Below are 26,310 nucleotides of genomic sequence, written 5' to 3' on the forward strand. Positions count from 1 at the left end.
CAGAACGGGCAAGGGGCCGAAGGCGTTGAAAGCCAGTTTTCCTTCCCTGACACTGAATATCTTCCTGCTCCCTACTTACACTTTGTAAAACACCGGAAGATCAGCCTCCGGCCTGGTCAGATCCGGCCAGACAATGATAACAGGAAACTCCCCGCAGATTCATTCCGCAGAGAGTTTCCCTAAAAAGTATATCACTGAAAGGAGCCTTATTTATATGCCTTTTCATAGATCTTCTCGCAGTCTTCCAGCGGCATTTCCGCAGGATCTGCCTTGAAAAGTCCGGCCATGGCAGTTTTTGCATTCTCTGCCATCGCATGACACTCATCCTTCTGGATGCCGAAATCGGACATCTTCAGCTGGTCTACGCCACAGGCTTTCTGAAGATCCGTCAGTGCATCCAGGAAATCTTCCGGCTTGTCCGCGTCATGCTTTCCAAGGAAGCGGGCCATATCGATGAAACGGTCATCACAGACATGACGGTTGATCCAGTAGCTGAAATACTCCTTAGAGAGCATGATCAGGCCGGCTCCGTGCGGAAGATCCGGATGGAATGCGCTCATGGCATGCTCCATGGAATGTTCCGATGTGCAGGAAGTGACAACCATGGAATATCCGGACATCGTATTGGCAAAAGCCATAGCTTCTCTTGCTTCCATATCGCTTCCGTCCGCAACGGCACGCGGCAGATATTTTCCGATATTCTCAATGGCAGCACGCTGAATCATATCGCTCATCAGGCTGTTTTTATTGGAAATGTATCCTTCCAGAGAATGGAACAGGGCATCAAATCCCTGGAAAGCCGTGAATTTAGGCGGAACCGTTTTCATCAGTTCCGGATCGACGATGGCAAGATCCGCAAACATGCAGTCGACACGGCCGATACCGATTTTCTCATTCGTCTCCGGATTGGTGATGACGCCTACGGTATCGACTTCAGAACCGGTTCCTGCTGACGTAGTAATGGCAATAAAAGGAAGCGGTTCATTTTCAATCGGCTTTCCCTTACCGGTAATTCCGCCTGCGTAGTCCCAGAGATCATCCGATGGCTGAGCAGCCAGCATGGCAATTACCTTGGACGCGTCCATGACGGAGCCACCTCCCAGAGCAACGACAAAATCACATCCGGATTCTTCGGCAAGCTTCGCGCCTTCTTCAACCACTGCCTTCAGCGGGTTAGCCGCAATCTTATTAAACACTTCATAAGTACATCCGGCCTTATCAAGCTCAGATTTCAGCTTATCCAGAGAACCATTCTTAATGGTGGACTTTCCGTTGGAAATGCAGATCAGCGCTTTCTTTCCCGGCAGCTTCTGCTCATGCAGCTTTCCAAGTGCTCCGCATCCGAATAATACCCTGACAGGGTCAAAATACATGAAATCTCTCATCATCTTACCTCCAGAATGTAATTCTCTCACTCTCTTTCGATCGTTAAATTATCTCCAATATATTTATCGTATCACAAATTTCCTGATTATGCTGAACAAAATCGCATTTAACTTTTGTACACATGCACAGAATTCCTTCATCCAAGATCTCCGGCCTGTCCTTTCCGCCAGGAAAAATACCTTTTTCATTTTTGATTTTAAGGACCAATGCAGGTACAATACAAAATAGAAAATATTTGAAAGGAGAATAGAAATGACCTATCAGGAAATCATGGATTTAAGAAATAAAACGAATGCCTTTGCCATCAAACAGGGAATCAAGGTGACGGAATTAAGTAAAGGATACGCAAAGGCCTGGGTAAAAATCACCCCGGAGCTGCAGAATCCGACCCATTCCGTACATGGCGGGCTGCTGTTTACCCTCTGTGACATTGCCTGCGGATCTGCGGCCTCTTCATACGGCATTCAGATCACCACTGTCGACAGTTCCATGCATTTTCTCAGAGCCGCCATCAATGTTCCCGAGCTTTTCGCCGAAGCCAGAGAAATCAAGCACGGCCGCCGGGTTATGGTTTTTGAGGCGGATGTAAAAGACCGTGAAGGCACGCTGTACTGCCGCGGAATTTTTACCATTATGAAACTGAAAACACCTCTTCAGGGAGGCAGAACAAAAGAACCGGCGGAATAATCCCTGCCGGTTCTCTCTGACTTCAACACGGTTTCCATCTGTCATTCTTTCAGCGAATACCGAATGGCCGCCGTGTTTTTCTATGCAGTTGTTAACGGGAAACTTCTTAATCCTGTTCCCCGCTGAAAAATAATTCTTCTGCCTGACTTATACGCGGGCCTCTCCAGAAGCGGCTTTCCCGGCTTCCCTCTCCACCTTGCGCATTTCTGTTTTGACGATGAAAAGTGCCGCAATGGCGGAAATCAGCTCGGTAAGCCAGAAGGCGTTCCAGACGCCGGCGGCGCCGAGAAATCTGCTCAGGATGAAGGCGGCGGGAAGAATGACGGCGACATAGCGCAGGACAGAGATGATCAGCGACTGCAGGCCAAATCCCATGCCTTCCAGCATGCCGCAGCCGGAAACGGACACGGTGGACACGATGAATCCCAGGCAGATGATGCGAAGAGCGCATGCTCCGGCCTGAATCGTCGCGCTGCTGGAAGTGAAGAGGCCGATCAGATTCTGCGGGATCAGAATACAGAGCAGGGTCCCGACGGCCATGACTGCCGCAGTCAGAAACAGCGTGGTCTTGAATATCTTCTTCAGCCGTCCGATTTTTCCGGCACCGTAATTGTAGGCCGCGATCGGTCTCACTCCTTGAATAATTCCATTTGCCGCCAGATAAATGAAGGTCTGGAGCTTGTAATACACGCCCAGAATCAGTACGTACACCGGGGAAATCGCGGCGAGAATCGCGTTCAGCGCGGTGATCATGACAGACGGCAGCGCCTGATTGAAAATCGCCGGAATGCCGATAATATACAGCCTTTTCCAGAGGCGGCGGTAGTTCCAGCCGAGTTTCAGAGAAAGATGGAGCGGCAGGCTTCCGCGCCTCCACAAGAGCAGATAAATGACCAGCGACACGATCTGCCCGATGACGGTGGCGATGGCTGCTCCGCGGATTCCCATTCTCGGGCAGGGACCGAGTCCGAAAATCATCACCGGGTCGAGGATAATGTTAGTCAGGCAGCCCGCGGAAAGGCCGATCATCGTCACCTTCATCTTTCCGACTGCCTGAAACAGTTTCTCGTACACCAGCTCCACCTGCATGACAACCGACGCGCCCAGCACGATCCAGGCATACTGACATCCGTAACGGAGAATAAGCGGATCACTGGTGAACTGCCTCAGGAATGACTTTGCGGTCAGGGTGAGAACGATCGTCAGGATCGCAGCATGGAGCAGGGACAAAAGGAGACTCAGGGAAGCGGCGCCATCCGCCTGCCGCTTCTCCTGAGCACCAAGGAAATACGCAGTTACTGCGTTTGCGCCGACTCCGAATCCGATGCTGACAGCGGCCATCAGATTCTGGATGGGAAATACCAGCGAAAGAGCCGTCATGGCATCCTCACTGATTTTTGCCACAAAAAAGCTGTCCACGATGTTGTACAGCGAATTGACAATCATAGAAACCACCATCGGAAGTGACATGGAAATCACCAGCGGCAGTATTTTTCTGGTTTTCATAAAGGACTGATCCATACGTATACTGACTCCTCTCTTTATCTTGAACCAATTCCCTGAAACAGACAGCGGAATTTCATATGCATCGGGGACTTTCTGAGTTCCGGGAAGCACTGCGGAGAAAAACATTCCTCCGGACGTTTGGACGTTTCTTCCGGACGCAGACTGTCCGCACAAAAAAAGCCACAGAGAAGCTGCAGGGCCTCTCAGCTCCTGCAAAACTCTGTGGCGAAAAAGACGATACTTAAAAATCCACACCCGGGGGCATCGCTGCCCTTCCCAGGTTTTAGCATTCTGTTTTTATGGCTATTCTTTTCATGCTCTGACCGACTGCTGCAAAACATGAAGTTTCACGGTCTGCAGCACGAATCACGCAGCATTACGTATGTTAACACATTCTGCCCTTATACTCAAGCCATCAATCTTTTTTCAGTGCAACGGTTCCGGTGCGCTGGATTTCCTTGATTCCGAAACTTCTGACCAGCTCGATGAAATTCTCGATCTCGTCCGGGGCGGCCTGCATTTCAATGATCATGTCCTTCGGCCCCATATGGACGATTTCTGCGTGGCTGATCAGGCAGATTTCCAGAAGAGAACTGCGGTTTGCCGGGGTGCAGGATACCTTGATCAGCATCATCTCTCTGCAGACGCAGTTGTTATTTTCCAGTCTTCTGACCTTGATGACATCCAGTTTCTTATTCAGCTGTTTTTCAATCTGGTCAATCGTGCGCTCGTCTCCGGTGGAAACAATCGTCATGCTGGATACATCATGATTCTCTGTTTCTCCTACAGCGAGCGAATCAATATTAAATCCTCTGCGCGCGAACAATCCGGAAATCTGGGAAAGTACGCCTGCCTGGTTTTCTACTAATACCGAAAAAATACCTTTCATCACGCACCTCCTATTTCGTGTTATCTTCTGAAGCAATCTCACAGACCATCAGACACGGATCTTCGCTGCCGAGGAACTGATCGACACTTTCGTCTACGCGGCTGTTGTCGTCAACATAGATATAGTTCATGTCATAGGCTTCCGCAATCTTGTCGTAATGCGGATAATCGTAAAGCTGTACGCCTTCGTAGCGTGACTGATAGGTATTATACTGGTATTCACGCACCAGTCCAAGGTAATGGTTTCTCATTACCACAACTTTCAGCGGTACATGGTTGACACGCGCGGTCGCAAGCTCGTTCATGGCCATCTGGAAGGAACCGTCTCCGCATACGGCGACAACCTGTTTCTCTGGCTGGCACATCTTGGCGCCGATTGCCGCAGGGATGGAATAACCCATCGTCCCCATTCCTCCGGTCGTCAGGAAACGGCCGCGCTTCATAATGTAGTTGTCCGCAGACCAGAGCTGATTCTGCCCTACATCCGCAACGTAAATTGCGTCGTCCTCCATCCTGGAAGAAAGGGACTTTACAAGTGTCTTCGGATTTACATACTGGTCACTGAATTTCCGGTGATCCACCGTGTTCTCACGGACTTTTGTCAGCTCTTCCAGCCACTTGGTCGTGTCCACAGTAATGTCTTCTTTTGTCAGAATCTGGAAAATACCACGGACATCTCCGACCAGCGGAATTGTCGGTCCGAGATTCTTTCCGATCTCCGCCGTATCAATGTCGATATGGATAATCGTCCGTGTTCCCTCTTCAAGGTTCTTCGGTTTCGCGATCGCTCTGTCTGCGACACGAGCGCCGACAATAATCAGAAGATCACTCTGATCAACAGCCCGGTTGGCGTACTGTTTTCCGTTGTTTCCCAGCATGCCGAAATACAGTTCGTGATCTTTCGGCATAACACCGAGTCCCATCATCGTATGGACCAGCGGAATATTATTCTTTTCGCAGAATCCGCAGACGGCCTTCTCGCCGTTTCCGAGGATGACTCCGCCGCCGGCACAGATCAGAGGTCTCTTAGAATTATTGATGGCCTCTACGACCTTCTTCACCTGCTGCTTGTTTCCAGTCTTCTTCGGCGGTTTATAGCCGCGGATATGCACTTTGATTCTATCGTAATCGAAATCTTCGAGTTCCTGTTTCTGAATATCAACCGGAACGTCGATCAGAACCGGACCCTTGCGCCCTGTAGACGCAATATAGAAGGCCTCCTTGAAAATCCGCGGAAGGTCCTTCACGTCCTTTACAAGATATCTGTACTTGGTGAAGGATTCTGTCGCGCCGGTAATATCCGCTTCCTGGAATACGTCTCTGCCCAGAAGCTCACTGCTTACCTGTCCCGTAATCGCGATAATCGGAATACTGTCCGCGTATGCAGTTGCAAGCGCAGTAATCAGATTGGTCGCTCCCGGTCCTGAGGTCGTTACACATACCGCCGGCTTTCTGGAAATTCTGGCCCATCCGCTTGCCGCGTGGCCCGCCGACTGTTCTTCTCTGACCAGGACGTGCTCGATATCCGAATCATACAGCCCGTCATAGAACGGGGCAATCGCAACGCCCGGATAGCCGAATACTTTCGTAATTCCTTCCGCTTCCAGGCACTTCACCATAGCCTTAGCTCCACTTAACATTTTGTCACCTGCTTTCATCAGATCAACATGCTGCCATTCCTGCACGATTTCCGTCCTTATCTCTCCATCGGACAAAAGAAAGCTGCAAGAGAACACAGCAGTTCAGTAAAACAAATCATCCATTTTTGTAGCCATAACCAAAAGTTATTGCATTGTCAATGTGGATTATAACAAATTATTTTACTATTATCAAGTATGGCCATAGATAAAAAAAGCGGCCATACCCGTTGATTTTCCACGGGTATGGCCGTTCCATCCAGAATTTATTCCGTTATTTCATCTTGGAAATATTTCTTGTCTTGTATGTATACTGGTAATTTACACCGTCAACATTGAATACGCAGTACTTTCCAGTGATCTTGGTGATGGTGAAAGTCTCATCGGAAGAACGTGCACTCAGTGTGTTGATTGTCTCAGACTTCTTGCCGTTTGCAGACATGCGGTACAGAGTTCCCTGTGTCTGATCAGCGTCATACTGTACGTAGTAGAAATACTTGCCGACTGCTGTTGCTGTTCCGCAGTTCTTTCCCAGTGTCTTTACCTTGGTATAACCTGTGCCATTGAGCTTGTACAGAACTTCTGTCTCTCCCAGCGGTGTCTTTACCGGGTTGGCAGCGATGAAATAGTTTCCGACTCTTGCTTCCAGAGCTCCGTCCTGCATGAATGTGCTCCATGTACCTGTTGCTGTATCATAGGTATATGTTGTTCCCTGGTTTGCGGAATTCTGAGATACATAGATCTTGCCGTTGTTGTAATCGGAGATGAAGCAGTAGTTATTGATGTTGTATCCCTTCATCGGCAGTGTTTCCAGAGTCTTGGATGTCTTGGTGCTGCTGTCTGTGCTGATCAGGGATGCAGAAGTTTTACCTTCCTTCAGTGTATAGGTTGTCGTTCCAACGGTAACCGTCTTGGAAGCCGGTACGCTGTACTTTACCTTTACTGCATTCTTTGTTGTCTTCTTGGAAGAGTTTTTGGATGTGTTCTTCTTGGAAGATGTCTTGGAAGACTTCTTTGTTGTCTTGGATGAAGTCTTCTTGCTTGTCTTGGAAGAACTCTTCTTCGTTGTTTTCTTGCTGGAAGTCTTCTTTGCCTTGCTGGAAGAAGATTTCTGAGCAGTTGTTGTGGTCTTGGCAGTCTTGGATGCGGTCTTGGTGGCTGCATCTGCAGTGAATCCTGTCGTGAAGCTCATCGTTACGAGAAGAGCCAGAGCGAGCAGAAGAACACCTGCCGTCTTCTTGATTTCTAATTTCATTTTGTTACACTTCCCTTTCCTTTGAAATAAATTCCAACGTGTATTATAACGCGATGAAGCGCCAGCGTATATCTATACGAAAAAACTTCAGAAAAACATCACGTTTATTTCTTTTTGATATAGTTTTTGCGGTCTTCCAGCCTGTGCACAAACTTCGGTTCTGAGGTTTTCCGCACCTGCGGCCGGCTGCTCTGCCTCTTATAATGCCTGGAACTGAAATGCACCTGAAGCCAGACCGCAAAAAACCATGCGGCAAACAGGGCAAAAATGTAGACGGCGGCAACACCGATAGTCGCCAGGACCTGTACATACATGGAGTGAATCTGTCCCAGATACTTCGTCGGCAGCTGCGGGGAGAGGAGGAACATATAGTTCCAGTCAAACTTTATGTCGATCAGCAGCACCAGACCGATTACGGCAAGATTCACCGATTCCGCACCTTTCAGCGACCGGATGTCGATCTCCTCATCATGATTCAGGATACGCAGAAGTGCAGAATAGGCCAGCCCGATATGCGTGGCAAAAAAAGCGATCCTTGTCACATGCGGGAAGGCAAAGGGTTTCGGCGTAGAATAAAATACCGAGCTGATCCCCCCGTAGAGCGCCGTATAGATCGAAAACTGCTCCAGCGGCATCCAGCGCACAAAATACGTGAAAATCAAAAGAATACAGGCAATGCGGCAGGCGTAAAGCGGCCACTTGTCTCCCCCCGCTTCCACTCAGCGCAAACCAGATCATATAGGTAATCTGTCCGCTGGCCATCACGGTCAGGCTGATTTTCTCCAGCCGCCGCATCAGCTTTCCGGATCCCGGCTTTCTGGATGTCCGTGCAATCCAGGCAAAGCCGAGAAAAAAAACGATTACAATGATAATATGTGCAGGCGAAAACGAATTATAGATATGATCATATCCTGTCCGGTTTACATAATGAAAAAAGCTGCTCATACCCTCACCTTTATTCCTTATTTCTTATTTTCTTTTTTCCTTTTTCCTGTTATTCTCCGTTCTCCGGCTTTATCTTTACCAGATGTGCGCGAAAACTGATGGATCGCGGCGTACTGATTTTATCGAACTGAATGACGTAGGCATGTTTCTCTTCATCAATTCCGATGACTGTTCCGTCATGAAAAATCGAATGGCGGACCCGGGTTCCTGTTTTCATGGTATGCTGTTCGTTTTCCATCCAGCGTTCTTTTCTCTGTATATAAGTTTTTGCATCGCGGATCAGGCTGTCCTGCGGTTTCTCTGTAAACTCCAGATATTCAGAGTCGATATCCAGAATAAAACGGGACGGATAGCGAGGTGAACCATCCACATTCCTTCCGGATGACGCACTGAGAAAGAGACGCTTCTCCGCTCTTGTCATGGCCACAAAGGCCAGACGCCGTTCTTCTTCCATGCCCGGGCGCGTAGTCACTTTCCGTGACGGGAAGATTCCCTCACAAAGACCGCAGAGGAAGACATTCGGAAATTCCAGTCCCTTGGCGGCATGCACCGTCATCAGTTTCACCTTATCCTGCTGCAGCTGCGCGTCTGCATTGGAAAACAGCGCAACATGAGACAGGTACTGGGGAAGATCCGTCTCCTCCCCGCAGGAAATCTCATAATCATAAATGGACTGTTTCAATTCCGCCAGATTATCCAGTCTCTCCTGGCTTCCTTCTGTACGCAGCATTTCCTCATATCCGCTGTCATCCAGAAGGGAAGACAGCAGGTCAGAAATCGGTCTTCCCTCATAGCTTTCATGATACTGTTCAATCAGCTTCACATACTCCTGCGCACGGGTTCCCTTCATCACCGGCTCATCCAGCGAAGCAGTGAGGGCCTGATACAGACTGCATCCGTGCGTCTCCGCATACTCCTTCAGAAAGGCCATCCGGCGCTTTCCCAGATTTCTCTTCGGTGTATTGGCGGTTCTGAGAAAGGACAGATCATCCTTATACACGATCATCCGAAGATAAGACAGGGCATCCTTGATTTCCATCCTGCCGAAAAACTGAACCCCGCTGTAGATGGTATACGGAATCTTCCTCTTCATCAGAACTTCTTCCACGGCGCGCGTGACATAGTGCGCCCGGTACAGAATCGTCATATCATGATAGGCTTCACCCTTCTTATGAAGTTCTGTAATCTGATCTGCGATCCATTCCGCTTCTTTTTCTGCGTTATCGGAAAGGCTGCAGACAACAGGCTCTCCGTCCGCAAGCATGGGAATCAGGTCTTTCTTAATCCGGACCTGATTTTTGCCGATCAGGGAATTCACTGCCTTCAGAATCTGCGGCGTCGACCGGTAATTCTGCATCATCATGATCGTCTCTGCTTGCGGAAAATCCTCCTGGAAGTTCAGAAGATACCTTCCATTGGCACCTCGCCAGGAATAAATCGTCTGATCCGGATCCCCGACCACAAACAGATTCTTATGATAGTCCTGCAGAACCATCATCAGTTTATACTGCAGATCATCGATATCCTGAAACTCATCGATCATGATGTATTCCAGACGCTTCTGCCACTTCTTCCTGATCTGCTCATTCTGCTTGAAAATATACAGGGTGAAGGTGATCAGATCGTTATAATCCAAGCCGAAACATTTCTTTTCCTGATACAGATATCCATAGAAAATGATATCCATTGGGTCGACTGCTTCCATATACTTCTGATGGAGGATGTCCACAGACATCTCGATCATATCAATGTAATAATCCGGCCGTTCCTTCAGCTTCAGCATCTCAATCCGGTCCCGGGCATGAGAAAAGGTCATGTCCCTCAGGGTCAGTCCTCTCTCCTCGTAAATCACCCCGAGCATGGCGTCAATGTCGGAATTATCCAGAACCAGAAAGCTCTTCGGATACTGCACGGCATGGCTGTCCTCCTGCAGAACGCTGACACAGAAGCCGTGGAAGGTATTGATGTATCCCGTATCATTATCCCCCGTCAGCGCGTGAATCCTCTGGCGCATCTCATTTGCCGCCTTATTTGTAAAGGTCACGCACAGGATATTTCCCGGCAGAATTCCGGCTTCGTTCACCAGAAAAGCGAAGCGGCTGGTCAGTGCCTTCGTCTTTCCCGATCCGGCGCCCGCAATGACCCGGACCACGCCTTCCGTCGTCGTGACGGCTTCCCTCTGTTTTTCATTTAAATTCTCTAATTCATTCACCGTTTCCGTCCCCCTGCTTTTCCTTGTCAGACCATTGTAACACATCGCGAACATTTGTTCTAGACAAAATTTAAATTTAAAAAAATAATCTGCAAGGAAATATTCACAAATTTATTGCCCCTGCATCTGCGGCATATCCAGGCTTTTGTGGTAGTATTCCTATAAGGAAGCTTCATCGCGATGTCTACGGATACGCATCGCAATTAAACGATTTAAAATGTGTCCTAAATTCAATTGAAAGAAGGAATTTCCATGACCCCATTCATATATCTCTGGAGAACAATTGCTTTCATTCTCGGCACGATATTTCTCGTGACCGGACTGATTTCTGTTATCTGTTACTGGACGGAAAAGGGCCGGCTGCGCCTGGCCCGCACCCGTGCTGTAAGAAAGGTCTCGCAGACAAAAGAGCGGGAGACGGTTCACCGGGCGGCGCTGATCACCGGAGCCTCCAGCGGACTGGGAGCAGAATACGCAAGACGGATCGACGCCAATCCAGGAAAGTATAATGTCAACGAACTGTGGCTCCTTGCAAGAAGGGCAGACCGGCTGGAAAAGCTTGCAGAAGAGCTGCGTCTGCCCTGCAGGATTTTGTCCATGGACATGACGGATGATCAGGCGCTGGAGAAACTGAAAGAGACCTGCGAAGAGCTGAAAACGTCATCAGACTTCACCATTACTATGCTGGTGAACTGCGCGGGATTCGGAAAATCCGGCAATTCCACAGATGCTGGCGCAAAGAGTGAGGCGGCTATGGTCCGCCTGAATGATGAAGCTGCGGTCAGGATCACCCAGCTCTGCCTTCCCTATATGAAGGCCGGCTCCAGAATCGCGGAACTGTGCTCTGTCGCCGGATTTCAGCCGATTCCGGGCATCAACGCCTACGCCGCCTCCAAGGCATTTCTGTATTCCTACAGCCGGGCTCTGCGGATCGAGCTGATCCGGACGGGAATTTCTGTAACCGCCGTCTGCCCCTACTGGGTCAGGGACACCGAATTCATCTCTGTCGCAACCGGTGAACGGAAGAAGCCCTTCCTCTCCAAAACCGCAAAAAGCGTCGTTACCTGGTCGCTTTCTGATGTCCGGAGGCGGCATGCAGTCTCCACCCCGGGCCTTGTGACGACGCTGGACCGCTTCTTCCGCGGGCTCATTGCAGATTCCCTGCTCGCCAGAATCTGCGGCCTGTTCAGCCTGAAATAAGCTGCGGCAGTCTCCTTTCGGGACAAAATATCATCGCGCAAGAGTTAAAAAGCCGCTTCCGGAAGAGGTCTGAGAATCTCCGGAAACGGCTCATTTTTTCTGTAATTTTGTATTTCTATATGTTACAGTGTCGCGCAGAGGATGGCCTTGATGCTGTGCATGCGGTTTTCAGCCTCGTCAAACACGACGGAATTTTTGCTGCGGAATACTTCATCCGTGACTTCACGGATATCGTAGCCTTTTTCCATCTGCTCTTTTGCCATTCTGGTCTTGAAATCATGGAAGGACGGCAGGCAGTGCATGAACAGAGCCTCCGGGTTCTCTGTGGATTTCATCATTTCTTCCGTGACCTTATACGGCGACAGCAGTTTGACTCTCTCCGGGATTTCATCCTCTTCACCCATGGATGCCCAGATGTCCGTGTAGATGACGTCTGCGCCCTTCAGGCAGGCCGGATCGGAAGAAACTTCGATGACCGCGCCCGTTTCCGCTGCCACATCTTCTGCCTTCTTTATGAATTCAGGATTCATCTGCTCCTTAAGCTCTTCAGGACCATAAGCGGTGAAATGCATGCCCATCTTGCTGCATCCGTACATCCAGGCATAACTCATGTTATTTCTGATGTCGCCGACAAATACGACATGCACATCCTTCAGCGGCTTGCTGAGGTGCTCTTCAATGGTCATCATGTCTGCAAGAATCTGGGTCGGATGATCATCGTCGGTCAGACCGTTCCAGACCGGAACACCAGAATACTCCGCAAGTTCATCGACGATCTTCTGCCGGTAGCCGCGGAATTCAATGCCGTCATAGATTCTGCCCAGGACCCTTGCACTGTCCTCGATGCTCTCTTTTTTTCCGACCTGGGAATTATCCAGATAAACTGCATTTCCGCCTTCATCCGCGACCGCAACCTCAAAAGAACTTCTGGTCCTGGTGGATGTCTTCTCAAAAATCAGGCAGATGTTTTTCCCTTCCAGCATATGACCCTGAATGCCCGCTCTCTTCTTCGCCTTCAGATCGTGTGCCAGATCCAGCAGATAGCGGATTTCCTCCGGTGTAAAATCCATCAGCGTCAAGAAGCTTCTACCTTTTAAATTCAGAGCCATAATGATTTCCCTCCCGCAGAATGTCTGATCATCCCGCTTTTCTTAAATTTATTCTTATACATTTTTTTGAATTGATTTTCATATGATGGAATAATTATAACTTTTTTCTCATACTTTTGCAAGAGAGAAATATAAATATTTATCTCTATTTTGCATTCAGCCTGCGGGCGGCCATCCAGACCAAAAAGAGCTGCCGCTCCGGACCTCTCTTTAAGTCCAGAGCAGCAGCTCCATTATTACACATCTTAATTAAACGATTCTTTTAATATTCTAGGCCTCGTCGTCCATGATCGCGCCCTTGCTTGCCGGGGCAACCTGATTGGCATAGCGGCGCAGCCATCCCGTCTTTACGTTCGGCTCGCGTACAACCGCTCTCTGCTTTCTCTTTTCGAACTCTTCCTCGGAAACCTCGACATTCAGTGTACCATTTTCGATATCGATGTCGATGGTGTCCCCCTCTTCAATCAGGCCGATGTTTCCGCCCATTGCAGCCTCCGGGCAGACGTGTCCGATGGACGCGCCTCTGCTGGCACCAGAGAATCTTCCGTCTGTGATCAGCGCAACGGTCTTATCCAGACCCATGCCGGCCAGAGCACTGGTCGGGTTCAGCATCTCGCGCATTCCAGGGCCGCCCTTAGGGCCCTCATAACGAATAACGACAACGTCTCCGTCAGAGATGTGACCTGCATAAATTTCCGCAATTGCATCGTCCTCAGAATCAAAAACTCTTGCCGGACCGGTGTGATGCATCATGGAAGGATCAACTGCACTCTTCTTTACCACGCAGCCGTCCGGAGCGATATTTCCCCAGAGAACGGCAAGTCCGCCGACCTTCATGAACGGCTTCTCCAGAGGTCTGATCTCATCTGTCAGACGCTTCTTTCCTTCGATGTTCTCACCGACTGTCTTTCCGGTAACCGTCATACAGGAAGTGTCAATCAGACCGCCTCTGTTCAGTTCCGCAAGAACAGCCTGGATGCCGCCTGCCTGGTCCAGATCGTGCATGTGCGTCGGGCCTGCAGGAGCGAGATGGCAGAGGTTCGGAACCTTCTGGCTGATCTCATCGAAAGTCTTCAGGCTCAGTTCTACTCCCGCTTCCCTTGCGATGGCAAGCAGATGCAGGACCGTATTGGTGGAGCAGCCCAGAGCCATATCCGCGGAAACCGCGTTTCTGATGGACTTTTCATTGACGATCTGGCGCGCAGTAATATTCTTTTCTACCATGTCCATGATGGCCATTCCGGAATGCTTGGCAAGCATGATTCTCTTTCCTGTGACAGCCGGAATCGTTCCATTTCCAGGAAGCGCAATTCCGATCGTCTCACAGAGACAGTTCATGCTGTTTGCCGTGTACATGCCGGAGCAGGATCCGCAGCCCGGGCAGACATTCTGCTCAAAATCCAGAAGACCCGCATCGTCGATGATTCCGGCTTTTCTCGCGCCGACTGCCTCGAACATCTTGGACAGAGAGGTCTCTTCGCCGTGAACCATGCCGGCCATCATCGGACCGCCGGAGCATACAACTGTAGGCACATCAATTCTCAGAGCACCCATCAGCATGCCCGGAACGATCTTATCGCAGTTCGGAACCAGAACCAGTCCATCAAACTGATGCGCATTGGCCATGGTCTCAACACTGTCCGCAATCAGCTCTCTGCTCGGCAGGGAATATTTCATGCCGCTGTGTCCCATGGCAATTCCATCACATACGCCGATGGAAGGAACCATGATCGGAGTGCCTCCGGCCATGCGAACGCCGGCCTTGACCGCCTCCGTAATCTTATCCAGATGAGCGTGTCCCGGAACAATGTCGCTGTACGCGGAAACGACGCCGATCAGCGGACGCTCCAGTTCTTCCTTTGTATATCCCATTGCGTAGAACAGACTTCTTCCCGGGGCTCTTTCAACGCCCTTTGTTACATTGTCACTTCTGCGTGCCATATCGTTTTATTTCCTTTCTTGCGTTTCTTTTTTGTCCGGCAAAAATCAGCCTGGCAGGGAGTCTGCCTTGTCTGTTCCTCCCGGATAATCTAAAATTACTTTCCTTCTTCTATATACGCAAACAGGCCGGGGGCGAAACCGCCACCGACCTGAAAAATTCTTCCTTATTCTGAATTAGTCGTTCAGCCAGCTCATCATGCTGCGGAGGTCTGCTCCAACCTTGTTCAGAGGATGATCTGCCTGCATTCTTCTCATTGCGAGGAAGTGTGCCTTGCTGCCTGCATTGAATTCCTTCTTGAAGTCGGATGCAAATGTTCCGTCCTGGATATCCTTCAGGATGGATTTCATTCCCTCACGGGACTCCTTCGTGATGACCTTAGGGCCGCTGATGTAGTCACCATACTCAGCAGTGTTGGAAATGGAGTATCTCATCATGCCAAATCCCTTAGCATAGATCAGATCTGTCAGCATCTTCATCTCATGGATGCACTCGAAGTATGCCATTTCCGGAGCATATCCAGCCTCAACCAGAGTCTCCCAGCCAGCCTTCATCAGCTCGCAGACACCGCCGCAAAGAACAGCCTGCTCACCAAACAGGTCAGTTTCTGTCTCTTCCTTGAATGTTGTCTCGATGATTCCGGATCTGCCAGCGCCGATTCCAGATGCATAAGCCAGTGCGATCTCCTTAGCCTTTCCTGTTGCATCCTGCTGAACTGCAATCAGGCATGGAACTCCGGAACCCTGTGTATACTGCTCACGAACGATGTGGCCAGGTCCCTTAGGAGCAATCATGATGACATCGACATCCTTAGGCGGAACGATCATCTGATAGTGAATGTTGAAGCCGTGTGCAAATGCCAGAGCATTTCCAGCGTGCAGATGCTTCTCAATCTGCTCTTTATACAGTGTATCCTGCAGTTCGTCCGGAGTCAGGATCATGACGATGTCTCCAGCCTCAGCTGCATCCTCGATACTCATAACTTCAAGACCGAAATCTTTAGCTTTCTTCTCATGCTTGGAGCCAGGTCTCAGACCTACGACAACGTGAGCACCGCTCTCTGTCAGGTTCTCTGCATGAGCATGTCCCTGGGAACCAAATCCGATGATGGCGATTGTCTTTCCATCCAATACGCTAAAGTTACAATCCTGATCGTAATACTTCTTGATTGCCATTTTTCTTCTCCTTAATACCAATAAAGTTAAAGTAAAACCAATTCCGGAGTACTGCTGTACAGTCAATCCAAGCTGCCTTCGCAGTTCAGAGAAATCTCTCTGCGGCGCTCCACACTCACCGATGCTCTTGCTTGTCTGCACTCACATCGCTGATGTGATTTAAAGTATAACACCAATTTCCTGTGTGTCAACATTATTTTTTGGTTTTTTCACAAATATTTTTTATTAAATTTGATTTATAACACAAAATTATACATAACACAATTTTATTTATAATTGGGTCTTATCACTGCTGGAGAGAGGCGGAAATACGGATCTGTATATCGGAAACAGGAAAAGCTACATAATATAGAGACATATAGAGGCGGACGGTTCCCCTGAGTTCCCGACCGCCGCCATCCCTTTCAGGCCGGGAACGGAAACAATCCATGCGGTTTCCCGACTTTTATTTTTCTGCAGTCAGGAAACCGGTCCTCTCACACCGAAATCCCGACCCTGGGGCTGACTTTATCGTAACTTTACACAACAAAATGCAATTTTTCTGTTGACAAAACCCAATTTTCAAGTTACTATACCTTTACGCTTTAATCAACGAAACGAATTAAGTTTGGCTGACAGGGGCGCAGGAATAAGAGAATATTTTACACTTAGCCAGCGATGACGGGAATAAATCGATGATCACCGGCAGTACAGAGAGCAGCCAATTGCTGAGAAGGCTGCAGCCAAGGACTTCTGATGTCTCACCCCCGAGCGGCAGAATGAAGCGGACGCTGAGGAGTTTTCTTCACGGTTTACGGATATCCTGCAGATCAGCAGATTCTATCACGAGCCGGGCGCAGGAACTCAAACAGACTGAATCTCATGGATTGGATGAAATGATCCGGGCTGAACACGCAGCGTCAAAAAGAGTGGTACCGCGGAAGCGAATGAATGTTTTCGTCTCTTTGTAATTGGAGAATTGCAAAGAGGCGTTTTTTTATACTTCATCTTCAGCTAAAGCGGCGCCGGAAAACTCAATTTGAAGGAAGCTTTTAAAGCGTCCGTGGATGAACTGTTTTACTTCAACATTCACAGGAGAGGAGAATACGTGATGATGAACAATTGCAGAAAGTACAGACCAGGATACTATCCCGTCAGTGCCGAGTATAATGACTGGGTGACAAAAGATCATATTGAAAAGGCTCCGGTATGGTGCAGCGTTGACCTGCGCGACGGAAACCAGGCACTGATCGTTCCGATGAATCTGCAGCAGAAGCTGGAGTTCTTCAAGTATCTCTGCGATATCGGATTCAAGGAGATTGAGGTAGGATTCCCTGCAGCTTCGGATACTGAGTATGAACTGGTCCGCACGCTGATTGAAAAGGACATGATTCCGGACGACGTGACCATTCAGGTTCTGACCCAGTCCCGCCGCCATATTATTGAAAAGACTTTCGATTCTCTGATCGGATGTAAGAACGCAATCGTTCATCTTTACAACTCCACTTCTGTTGCTCAGAGAGAGCAGGTTTTCCGTAAATCCAAGGAAGGGGTAAAGAAAATCGCAACGGACGGCGCCAAGCTCCTGAAGGAAATCGCCGCTGATAAGAAATATAAGGATACGAACATCCGCTTTGAATATTCTCCAGAGAGTTTCACCGGAACAGAACCGGAATACGCACTGGAAGTATGCAATGCCGTTCTGGACATCTGGGAGCCGGATGCTGAGCATAAGGCCATCATCAACCTCCCGGCAACGGTAGAAATGTCCATGCCGCACGTATTTGCCAGCCAGGTCAGCTACATGAACCACAATCTCCACCACAGAGAGAATACGGTTCTGTCCATTCACCCGCATAACGACAGAGGAACCGGCGTTGCCGACACCGAGCTGGGCGTACTCGCAGGTGCTGACCGTGTAGAAGGAACCCTTTTCGGAAACGGCGAGCGTACAGGAAACGTCGACATCATCACGGTAGCTATGAATATGTACACCCACGGTGTTGACCCGCAGCTCGACTTCTCCGACATGCCTGGCGCTGTTGAAAAGTATGAGAACTGGACCGGCATGACCGTAGAGCCGCGCCACCCGTACTGCGGCGACCTTGTATTTGCGGCCTTCTCCGGATCCCATCAGGACGCTATCGCCAAGGGCATGCGCTACAGACAGGAACACGACCCGAACCGCTGGACCGTTCCGTATCTGCCGATCGATCCGCATGACGTCGGCAGAGAATACGACGGCGACGTCATCCGCATCAACAGCCAGTCCGGCAAGGGCGGAGTCGCTTACGTCATCGAACGTGACCACGGCTTCCAGATTCCGAAGCCGATGCGTGCTGAGGTCGGCTATATGATGAAGGGAATTTCCGACCACACACACGAGGAACTTTCCGCAGAGAAGACCTTCAAGATCTTCAAGGACGAGTACATCAACGACTTCAAGCCGCTGGACATCCAGACTGCAGTTTTCACCCACGACGAGAACACCCACAAGCAGGGCAGCGATTCCGTCAAGGTCAATATGCACGTGGACATCGACGGAGATCAGTTCGACTGCTCCGCATACGGAAACGGCCGTCTGGACGCCGTCAGCAACGCGCTGAAGAAGACACCGTACAACTTCAACGACTATAAGTTCGTGACCTACTCCGAGCACGCGCTGAGCCCGGACTCCAATTCACAGGCTGCCGCTTACGTCTGCATTGCAGATAAGAACAACGACGAGTTCTGGGGAGTCGGCACACACGACGATATCATTCTGGCCTCCGTCAACGCTCTCGTCAGCGCACTGAACAGAATGAATCACGCACATCCATTCATCAAGTAAATTCACTGGACGCCGCGGGGATTTTTCCCTGCGGCCCATCCAGATTGCATGATCGATATCTTCCTATATATAGTAGGTAGGAATTCGACAAAAAACACCCAGCAAGAGCGCAGGCTCTAGAAACGGAGAAGCAACATGGGAATGACAATGACACAGAAAATCCTCGCGGATCACGCAGGACTCTCTGAAGTAAAAGCCGGACAGCTCATCAACGCAAAGGTTGACATGGTTCTGGCAAATGATATCACCGGCCCGGTATCCATCAAGGAGTTTGACAAGGCCGGATTCGACAAGGTATTCGATAAATCAAGGGTTTCCCTTGTCATGGATCATTTTGCCCCGAATAAGGACATCAAGAGTGCGGAGCAGTGCAAGACCTGCCGCATGTTCGCAAAACGCTTCGACATCGATAACTTCTACGATGCCGGAGACATGGGTATCGAGCACGCCCTGCTCCCGGAAAAAGGACTGGTCGCAAGCGGAGAAGCCATCATCGGCGCAGACTCTCACACCTGCACCTACGGAGCACTCGGCGCTTTCTCAACCGGAGTCGGATCCACCGATCTGTGCGCGGGCATGGCCAGCGGAATGGCCTGGTTCAAGGTTCCTTCCGCACTGAAGTTTGAACTGAAAGGCCAGCTTCCTCCGTTCGTATCCGGAAAGGACGTCATTCTCCACATCATCGGAGAAATCGGTGTTGACGGCGCCCTGTATAAATCCATGGAGTTCACAGGAGAAGGCGTAAAGTCCCTTTCCATGGACGACCGTCTGACCATCTGCAATATGGCCATCGAAGCCGGCGCCAAGAACGGCATCTTCCCGGTTGACGACATCACCAGAGAATACATGAAAGGCCGCGTTGACCGTCCGTATAAGGAATACGCTGCCGATCCAGACGCAAAATACGAGAAGACCTACACCATCGACCTCTCCACACTCCGTCCGACCGTTGCTTTCCCTCACCTTCCGGAAAATACGAAGACGATTGACGAGGCAAAGGGCGTAAAAATCGATCAGGTTGTTATCGGTTCCTGCACCAACGGACGCATTTCCGACATGCGCGCCGCAGCAGAAATCCTGAAGGGCCGCCGCAAGGCCGACGGCATCCGTGTCATCGTCATTCCGGCGACCCAGAGCATCTATAAGCAGTGCATGCACGAGGGCCTCATCGACATCTTTATCGATGCCGGCTGCGTGGTATCCACGCCGACCTGCGGACCATGTCTCGGCGGCTACATGGGCATCCTCGCGGACGGTGAGAAATGCATTTCCACCACCAACCGCAACTTCATCGGCCGCATGGGCGCAGTAACTTCAGAAGTTTACCTGGCCAGCCCGCAGGTTGCCGCAGCATCCGCTATTACCGGTGAAATCACCAACCCGGAGGAAATCTAGCTCCGGACGCAGAAAGGAAGACGACAAAATGGAAGACGCAAGAGGAAGAGTGCATAAGTACGGAAACAACATCGACACGGATGTTATCATTCCGGCAAGATACCTGAATTCATCGGATCCTGACGAACTGGCTTCCCACTGTATGGTGGACATTGATCCGGATTTCAGCAGCAATGTGAAAAAAGGCGACATCATTGTCGGCGGCGAGAACTTTGGATGCGGATCATCCAGAGAGCACGCTCCGATCGCCATCAAGGCAAGCGGCATAAGCTGCGTAATCGCGGCGACCTTCGCGAGAATTTTTTACCGGAATTCCATCAACATCGGACTGCCGATTCTGGAATCCCCGGAAGCAAGCAAGGCCATCCAGAACGGTGACGAGGTGTCCGTTGATTTCCAGAACGGAACGATTAAAGACATCACAACAGGAGAAGAGTTCCAGGCACATCCGTTCCCGGAGTTCATCCGCCACATCATTGATGCGGGAGGACTTCTGGCTTCTTTAAAAGAAGAGCAGAAATAAGAGTCAGTTGGAGAAATGGAAAGTTCTTCCGTAAAAGGAATTCGGATTTCCCTTTCCCCTGCCAGACGGCGGCGTCTGACGACGAGATAACGTACAGGATAGCAGAAAACAGGCTGGACCCTTGCGCGTTCAGCCTTTGTCCATAGAAACAGAAAAGGGGTATATCATGCATTATACAATCGCAGTAGTTCCGGGTGACGGCATCGGCCCTGAGGTTACGAGCCAGGCTGTTGCGGCGATGAAGAAGGCCGGAGAAAAGTACGGAATGGAGTTTACCTTTAACACGGTAAAGGCCGGCGGCGCGGCCATCGATGAGTTCGGTGAGTGTCTGCCGCAGCATACGATCGATGTCTGCAAGTCCAGTGATGCTGTACTGCTGGGTGCGGTCGGCGGTCCGAAGTGGGATGCTCTGCCGGGTGAGCAGCGTCCGGAGAAGGCTCTGCTGGGTCTGAGAAAATCTCTGGGCCTGTATGCAAACCTGCGTCCGGCCATGGTATTTCCGGAGCTTGCGGATGCATCTCCGCTGAAGCCGGAAATCCTCAGCCAGGGTCTGGATCTTCTGATTGTCCGTGAGCTGACCGGAGGCATTTACTTCGGTGAGCGCGGTCATAAGGAAACGGACATGGGCTACGCGGCTTACGACATTGAGCAGTACAGTGTCGGCGAAATCCAGCGCATCGCAAAAATCGCCTTCTCCATGGCGCAGAAGCGCCGCGGAAAGGTTTCCAGCGTAGACAAGGCCAATGTTCTGGACACTTCCCGACTCTGGAGGAAGACGGTTGCCGAGATGAGCAAGGATTACCCGGACGTAGAACTGAACAATTTCTATGTTGACAACGCCAGCATGCAGCTGGTCAGAGACCCGTCCCAGTTTGACGTTATCCTGACGAGCAACCTGTTCGGAGACATTCTGTCCGATGAGGCAAGTCAGATCACGGGATCCATCGGCATGCTGCCGTCCGCGAGCCTTGGCGAAGGCAATTTCGGCATGTATGAGCCGGTACACGGTTCTGCGCCGGACATTGCGGGAACGGGCAAGGCCAATCCGATGGCGGCGATTCTGTCTGCTGCCATGCTCCTCCGCTTCACCCTGGACCAGAAGGAAGCTGCAGACGCAATTGAAAACGCAGTAAAGCAGTTCCTGAAGGACGGATACCGCACAGCCGATCTGGCGGGCGGCGCGGATGCCTGCTCCACAGAAGAGACAGGCAGACTGATCTGTGAGCGGATCCAGTAATTCTATTGCAAAACATATTCTAATCCTTTCAACATGCGAAGCGGGAAATTTATTTCCTGTTTCGCATGTTTTTATTGTCTTCACGGCAGACGACAGCAAGCTTTCCGGGCACCCGCCCGCCGCTGCAGCGTCGTGGAAGGTTTGGGTTCTTCTTACCCCATCGGGCGGAGGCAGAGCGTCACTCTCCTCCACCGTGAGCAGCATGGTGAAGGGTTCAGGGCTCCGAATTTTTGAAACATATGCAACAATTTTGTATTTAGAACAGACACAGATTTCTTAATGATTCTTTATGACCCTTACGCAAGATTTAAGGTTTTCAGCCCTTGCAATAAACCGGTATTTTCTATATGATATACAACGTTGGCACTTCCAATTGTTGACAATACCGTTAGAAATCACCCTTAATAAGAATAGAAAGCGAAAGAGATATAAAGTGAGAAGTCATTATCATAACCGGCGCAGACCGGCAGCTGCGAGAATTTCAGAGCTCGACCGCGAAGATCTGCTGATGAATCTGCGGAGATTTATAAAAACTCCGGGCGGAATCGTATGTGTGATCATCATGATTCTGGTCCTGATTTTCATTTTTAATCTTCTGAAGTTCAACCGGCACGCTTCACCGGACGATGCTGCCGTACAGAAAAATGTCAAGACCATTGAATCCTATAATTATTCCAGCATTGCCAGAGTACAGAGCCAGGTCAATGCACTGGATGAATCGAACCCGACAAAGGGCGGTGCTGTATCTTCTTCGTCTTCCGGAAACTCCAGAGTCCAGTATATGAAGAAGTTCAACGGAAGTGTCGTGATCGGCGACTCCCTGACAGAAGGTCTGACCGCCTACGGTTTCCTGTCTGATGATCAGGTATTCTGCAAGATCGGCGCCTCCGTCATGCACGGCGACAGCCTGTTCACTTCCGCTGCCCGTACCTATCCGAAGACCGCATTCTTTGCCTTCGGCATGAACGATATGGGCAACTACAACGGAAACACGAAGCCGTTTATCGCACGCTACACACAGCTGCTGAAGAAATTCCACAAGATCTCCCCAAAGACGAAGATCTACATCTGCAGCATCACCAAGCCGAGCGACAAGACGCTGAAAAAGCGCAAGGTCCTGAAGAACTACAACAAGTTCAACACAGCAATTGAAAAAATGTGCATGAGCAGCTCGCTGTCCTCCATCCGTCCGGTCTACATCAACATCACCGGAATCCTGGAGCAGCACGGCAATCTCTACGCAGGCGACGGCATTCACGCACAGCCGGCCTACTATCCGTACTGGCTCGATGAAATGGCGCAGAAAGCGGGGCTTTAATGAATACAATCTATAAACACAGCAGCATAATCATAAAAATCGTGCTCGTCGCTGTCCTGATCGCCTTTCTGATCACTGTGTATGCGCAGAACAATGCTAAGGACGTTCCGATGAGCACCATCGACAAGGCCTTCCAGAAACAGACCAGTGTCACGACAATGAAAAAATGCAATTCCCGCGAACTCATGGAGTTCATGGGAATCGATTCTTCCCAGTATGAGGGATTTATGTACTACAAGAGTAAGAATGCGCTCGGTGTCTCCGAAGTCCTCGTTCTGAAGGCCCATAAGGGAACTTCACTGAGCGGAGCAGAAGATGCCGCAGAGACGCGCATCGACAGCCAGACCCATACCTTTGAGAGCTACGGTCCCAAGCAGGTCGCCATGCTGAAAAACGCCATCGTCCTGAAGAAAGGCCAGTATCTCTTCTACTGCACAGCCAAGAACCCGGATAAATATGAGGAGGTGTTCAAAAATGTTATTTAGCAGTATCATCTTCCTCTTTTATTTCCTGCCGATCGTTCTGGGCGTGTACTTCGCGATCCCGAAACGCTGTCTGCGGGCGCGCAACATGGTCCTGCTCATCGCCAGTCTGTTCTTCTACAGCTGGGGCGAGCCGGTCTACCTCTTCCTGATGGTCTACAGTATCTTCTTCAACTACTTCATGGCCATACAGATTTACAACGAACAGCACCGCGGCGGATCCGGAAAGTGCAATCTGGTCTTCACCCTGATCGTCAACCTCTTCATCCTCGGATTCTTCAAGTATTACGGATTCGTCATGGACACGATCAACGGCGTATTCGGCCTGCACATTAAATACACCGCCCTGTCGCTGCCGATCGGAATTTCCTTCTACACTTTCCAGGCCATGTCCTACATCCTGGATGTGTACAAGCGCACCGTCCGTCCGCAGCCGAACCCGCTGAAATTCGGCCTTTATCTCTCTCTGTTCCCACAGCTGATCGCAGGACCGATCGTAAAGTACAGAGACGTGGCCGAGCAGCTTCAGTATCGTGAGACGACAAAAGAAAAATTCGGCCAGGGAGCAATCCGCTTTATGTTCGGCCTGGGTAAGAAGGTTATGCTGGCCAATTACTTTGGCTCACTGAATACAGCGATCACCTCCCTTCCGGACAGCAAGTCGGCAGTCATCACCGCCTGGATCGGTGCCATTGCCTACACCCTGCAGATCTACTTCGACTTCAGCGGATATTCTGATATGGCCATCGGCCTTGGAAAGATGTTCGGATTTGACTTCCTGGAGAACTTCAATTATCCGTACATCTCAAAGAGTGTAACGGATTTCTGGCGCAGATGGCACATGTCCTTAAGCGGATGGTTCCGTGAGTATGTGTACATTCCTCTGGGAGGAAACCGGGTAACCGTTCCGCGCCACATTCTGAACCTGATGATCGTCTGGGGTCTGACCGGACTCTGGCACGGCGCAGCCTGGAACTTCGTCTTCTGGGGCCTGTATTACGGCGTTCTTCTGGTCATTGAGAAATACCTGATCGGAAAGTACATCGCCAAGGCTCCGGCATGGGTGCAGCATGTTTATGCCATGGTCATCGTCATCATCGGATGGGTCTTCTTCAGCAGTGCAACGCTGGGAAAAGCCTGGGACACCATCGGCATGATGTTCGGCATCGGCGCCCCGGCATTCATCAATACACATACGCTGTATCTACTCAGAACGAATATCCTGCTTCTGATTGGTGGATCTCTGATGAGCAGCCCGAAGCCGATGGAGAAATTCAGAAAGCTGGAAGCACGCTTCCCGGTACTGGGACTGATCTGCATTTTCAGCATCCTGATCCTGAGCACCGCATGCCTCATTTACAGCTCTTACAACCCGTTCCTGTACTTCCGCTTCTAGGAAGCTGCAGGCAGATGTTAAGGCAACACAGAATCGAAGTGAGTAAACGACATGAATAAAAAAAATTATCGTAACATAGCGGCGACGTTGTTCTGTCTCATCCTTGGGGTGGTATTCATCGGCAATCTCATTTTGCCGGATAAATCCTTCTCCGCGCAGGAAAACCGTATGCTGCAGGAGTGGCCTGGTGTCTCCCTGAGCAAGTTCATGCAGGGACGGCTGGAGACCAAGCTGGAGGATTACGCGAACGACCAGTTTATGATGCGCAACGGATTCATCAAAGTGAAATCCGCCTATGACACGACGCTGGGAACGCTGGAGTCAAACGGCGTTATCCGCGCAAAAGACCATTATCTGATGGAAGACATCAGCAGTCCGAATAAAACCTATATGAACAACACGCTGAGGAGCATGAAGAAATTCAAGCAGAAATACAAGAATCTGCACATGTATTTCCTGCTTGCTCCGAACGCGGCAAACATCCTGAGCGACAAGCTGCCGAAAACCGTGCAGACGGCTGATCAGAACGCCTACATGGATAAATTCTACAGCCAGATAAAAGGCTTCGGCATTCATCCGGTCGATGTCCGTCCGGCACTGCAAAAGGCTGCAAAAGACCCTTCTAAACAGATCTACTACCGCACCGACCATCACTGGACGACCCAGGGCGCTTATGCCGCATATAAAGCATCGAAGAAAAAGCTGAAGATCAAGGACAACACGAAATACAAGTCCTTCGTCGTGAAGAACAACTTCTACGGAACCCTGTATTCCAAGAGCGGATTCACCAACGGTCTCTGTGACCAGATCCGCCTGTACATGCCGAAAAATAAAAAGGATTACATTCCTTCCGTCATGTACTACTCGGATACCAAGACCAAGACGACACACTTCTACGAACTGAAGAACCTGAAGAAGAAAGACGCCTACACGGTATTCGGCGGAAACAACCATCCGCTTTATACCGTCAAGACTCCGGTAAAGTCCAGCCGCCGTCTTCTTCTGATCAAGGATTCCTACGCCAACAGCTTCCTGCCTTTCCTGGCAAGAGACTTCCGCGAGATCGTCGTCGTCGACCCGCGTTATTACTTTGGAAACATCAACAACGTCATCCAGTCGCAGAACATCACCGATGTCCTCTTCCTGTATAACGCAAACACCTTCTTTACCGACAGTTCCCTGTCGATGATGCTGGGAAATTAAACTAGGTA

The 26,310-nt window shown here is 50.1% G+C and carries 20 protein-coding genes; 10 read left to right on the forward strand and 10 right to left on the reverse strand.

Annotated elements, in window-relative coordinates:
• Positions 1–206 precede the first annotated feature (206 nt).
• A complete protein-coding gene (locus ACI77B_RS00070; protein WP_409336798.1) occupies positions 207–1,388 on the reverse strand; it encodes an iron-containing alcohol dehydrogenase in 1,182 nt (393 codons plus the stop codon).
• 250 nt (positions 1,389–1,638) lie between these two features.
• Here ACI77B_RS00070 and ACI77B_RS00075 point away from each other — a divergent pair, with 250 nt between their 5' ends.
• The gene (locus ACI77B_RS00075) at positions 1,639–2,073 is read left to right on the forward strand and encodes a PaaI family thioesterase (protein WP_409336799.1); all 435 of its coding nucleotides are present in this window, start codon (positions 1,639–1,641) and stop codon (positions 2,071–2,073) included.
• Between the two features lie 147 nt (positions 2,074–2,220).
• On the opposite strand, the gene ACI77B_RS00080 is transcribed toward ACI77B_RS00075, so the two are convergent.
• The 6 genes from ACI77B_RS00080 to ACI77B_RS00105 all read right to left on the reverse strand — a co-directional run bounded on the left by ACI77B_RS00080 (position 2,221) and on the right by ACI77B_RS00105 (position 10,516).
• Entirely contained in the window at positions 2,221–3,594 is a 1,374-nt protein-coding gene (locus ACI77B_RS00080; protein WP_409336800.1) for an MATE family efflux transporter, read from the reverse strand.
• A gap of 400 nt (positions 3,595–3,994) precedes the next feature.
• Entirely contained in the window at positions 3,995–4,468 is a 474-nt protein-coding gene (ilvN, locus tag ACI77B_RS00085; RefSeq protein ID WP_409336801.1) for an acetolactate synthase small subunit, read from the reverse strand.
• A gap of 10 nt (positions 4,469–4,478) precedes the next feature.
• Positions 4,479–6,107 (reverse strand): biosynthetic-type acetolactate synthase large subunit, encoded by a 1,629-nt coding sequence (gene ilvB / locus ACI77B_RS00090; protein WP_409336802.1) that lies wholly within the window; start codon positions 6,105–6,107, stop codon positions 4,479–4,481.
• 271 nt (positions 6,108–6,378) lie between these two features.
• Complete coding sequence (locus ACI77B_RS00095) at positions 6,379–7,359, reverse strand: hypothetical protein (protein WP_409336803.1); 981 nt, start codon at positions 7,357–7,359, stop codon at positions 6,379–6,381.
• 104 nt (positions 7,360–7,463) lie between these two features.
• Positions 7,464–8,078 carry a hypothetical protein gene (locus ACI77B_RS00100; RefSeq protein ID WP_409336804.1) on the reverse strand — a complete coding sequence of 205 codons (615 nt, stop codon included), beginning with the start codon at positions 8,076–8,078 and terminating at the stop codon, positions 7,464–7,466.
• A gap of 275 nt (positions 8,079–8,353) precedes the next feature.
• Positions 8,354–10,516 carry an ATP-dependent helicase gene (locus ACI77B_RS00105; RefSeq protein ID WP_409336805.1) on the reverse strand — a complete coding sequence of 721 codons (2,163 nt, stop codon included), beginning with the start codon at positions 10,514–10,516 and terminating at the stop codon, positions 8,354–8,356.
• Between the two features lie 252 nt (positions 10,517–10,768).
• Here ACI77B_RS00105 and ACI77B_RS00110 point away from each other — a divergent pair, with 252 nt between their 5' ends.
• On the forward strand, positions 10,769–11,716 hold the full coding sequence (locus ACI77B_RS00110) for an SDR family NAD(P)-dependent oxidoreductase (protein ID WP_409336806.1): 948 nt from the start codon (positions 10,769–10,771) through the stop codon (positions 11,714–11,716).
• Positions 11,717–11,838: 122 nt separating this feature from the next.
• Here ACI77B_RS00110 and argF read toward each other — a convergent pair whose 3' ends face one another.
• The 3 genes from argF to ilvC form a co-directional block, all read right to left on the reverse strand.
• Entirely contained in the window at positions 11,839–12,825 is a 987-nt protein-coding gene (argF, locus tag ACI77B_RS00115) for an ornithine carbamoyltransferase (RefSeq protein WP_409336807.1), read from the reverse strand.
• A gap of 270 nt (positions 12,826–13,095) precedes the next feature.
• The gene (gene ilvD, locus ACI77B_RS00120; protein ID WP_409336808.1) at positions 13,096–14,766 is read right to left on the reverse strand and encodes a dihydroxy-acid dehydratase; all 1,671 of its coding nucleotides are present in this window, start codon (positions 14,764–14,766) and stop codon (positions 13,096–13,098) included.
• A gap of 174 nt (positions 14,767–14,940) precedes the next feature.
• Entirely contained in the window at positions 14,941–15,939 is a 999-nt protein-coding gene (ilvC, locus tag ACI77B_RS00125; RefSeq protein ID WP_409336809.1) for a ketol-acid reductoisomerase, read from the reverse strand.
• A gap of 1,093 nt (positions 15,940–17,032) precedes the next feature.
• Between ilvC and ACI77B_RS00130 the strand changes: the two genes are divergently transcribed.
• The 8 genes from ACI77B_RS00130 (at position 17,033) to ACI77B_RS00165 (ending at position 26,302) form a co-directional block, all read left to right on the forward strand.
• Positions 17,033–18,748, forward strand: a complete 1,716-nt coding sequence (locus tag ACI77B_RS00130) for a 2-isopropylmalate synthase (RefSeq protein ID WP_409337671.1) — start codon at positions 17,033–17,035, stop codon at positions 18,746–18,748.
• A 135-nt stretch (positions 18,749–18,883) separates the two neighbouring features.
• On the forward strand, positions 18,884–20,143 hold the full coding sequence (gene leuC, locus ACI77B_RS00135) for a 3-isopropylmalate dehydratase large subunit (protein ID WP_409336810.1): 1,260 nt from the start codon (positions 18,884–18,886) through the stop codon (positions 20,141–20,143).
• 28 nt (positions 20,144–20,171) lie between these two features.
• Positions 20,172–20,666: a 3-isopropylmalate dehydratase small subunit gene (gene leuD / locus ACI77B_RS00140; RefSeq protein ID WP_409336811.1), complete on the forward strand. Its 495-nt coding sequence runs from the start codon at positions 20,172–20,174 to the stop codon at positions 20,664–20,666.
• A 163-nt stretch (positions 20,667–20,829) separates the two neighbouring features.
• Positions 20,830–21,903 carry a 3-isopropylmalate dehydrogenase gene (gene leuB / locus ACI77B_RS00145; protein ID WP_409337672.1) on the forward strand — a complete coding sequence of 358 codons (1,074 nt, stop codon included), beginning with the start codon at positions 20,830–20,832 and terminating at the stop codon, positions 21,901–21,903.
• A gap of 433 nt (positions 21,904–22,336) precedes the next feature.
• Positions 22,337–23,221: a hypothetical protein gene (locus ACI77B_RS00150; protein ID WP_409336812.1), complete on the forward strand. Its 885-nt coding sequence runs from the start codon at positions 22,337–22,339 to the stop codon at positions 23,219–23,221.
• A complete protein-coding gene (locus tag ACI77B_RS00155; RefSeq protein WP_409336813.1) occupies positions 23,221–23,706 on the forward strand; it encodes a DUF4358 domain-containing protein in 486 nt (161 codons plus the stop codon). Before ACI77B_RS00150 ends, ACI77B_RS00155 begins: the two co-directional genes overlap by 1 nt.
• Entirely contained in the window at positions 23,696–25,099 is a 1,404-nt protein-coding gene (locus ACI77B_RS00160) for an MBOAT family O-acyltransferase (RefSeq protein WP_409336814.1), read from the forward strand. Before ACI77B_RS00155 ends, ACI77B_RS00160 begins: the two co-directional genes overlap by 11 nt.
• Positions 25,100–25,267: 168 nt before the next feature.
• Complete coding sequence (locus ACI77B_RS00165; RefSeq protein WP_409336815.1) at positions 25,268–26,302, forward strand: DHHW family protein; 1,035 nt, start codon at positions 25,268–25,270, stop codon at positions 26,300–26,302.
• Positions 26,303–26,310 lie beyond the last annotated feature (8 nt).

The organism is Eubacterium sp. F2, from assembly GCF_046244355.1.
Classification (GTDB): domain Bacteria; phylum Bacillota; class Clostridia; order Peptostreptococcales; family Anaerovoracaceae; genus Aminicella.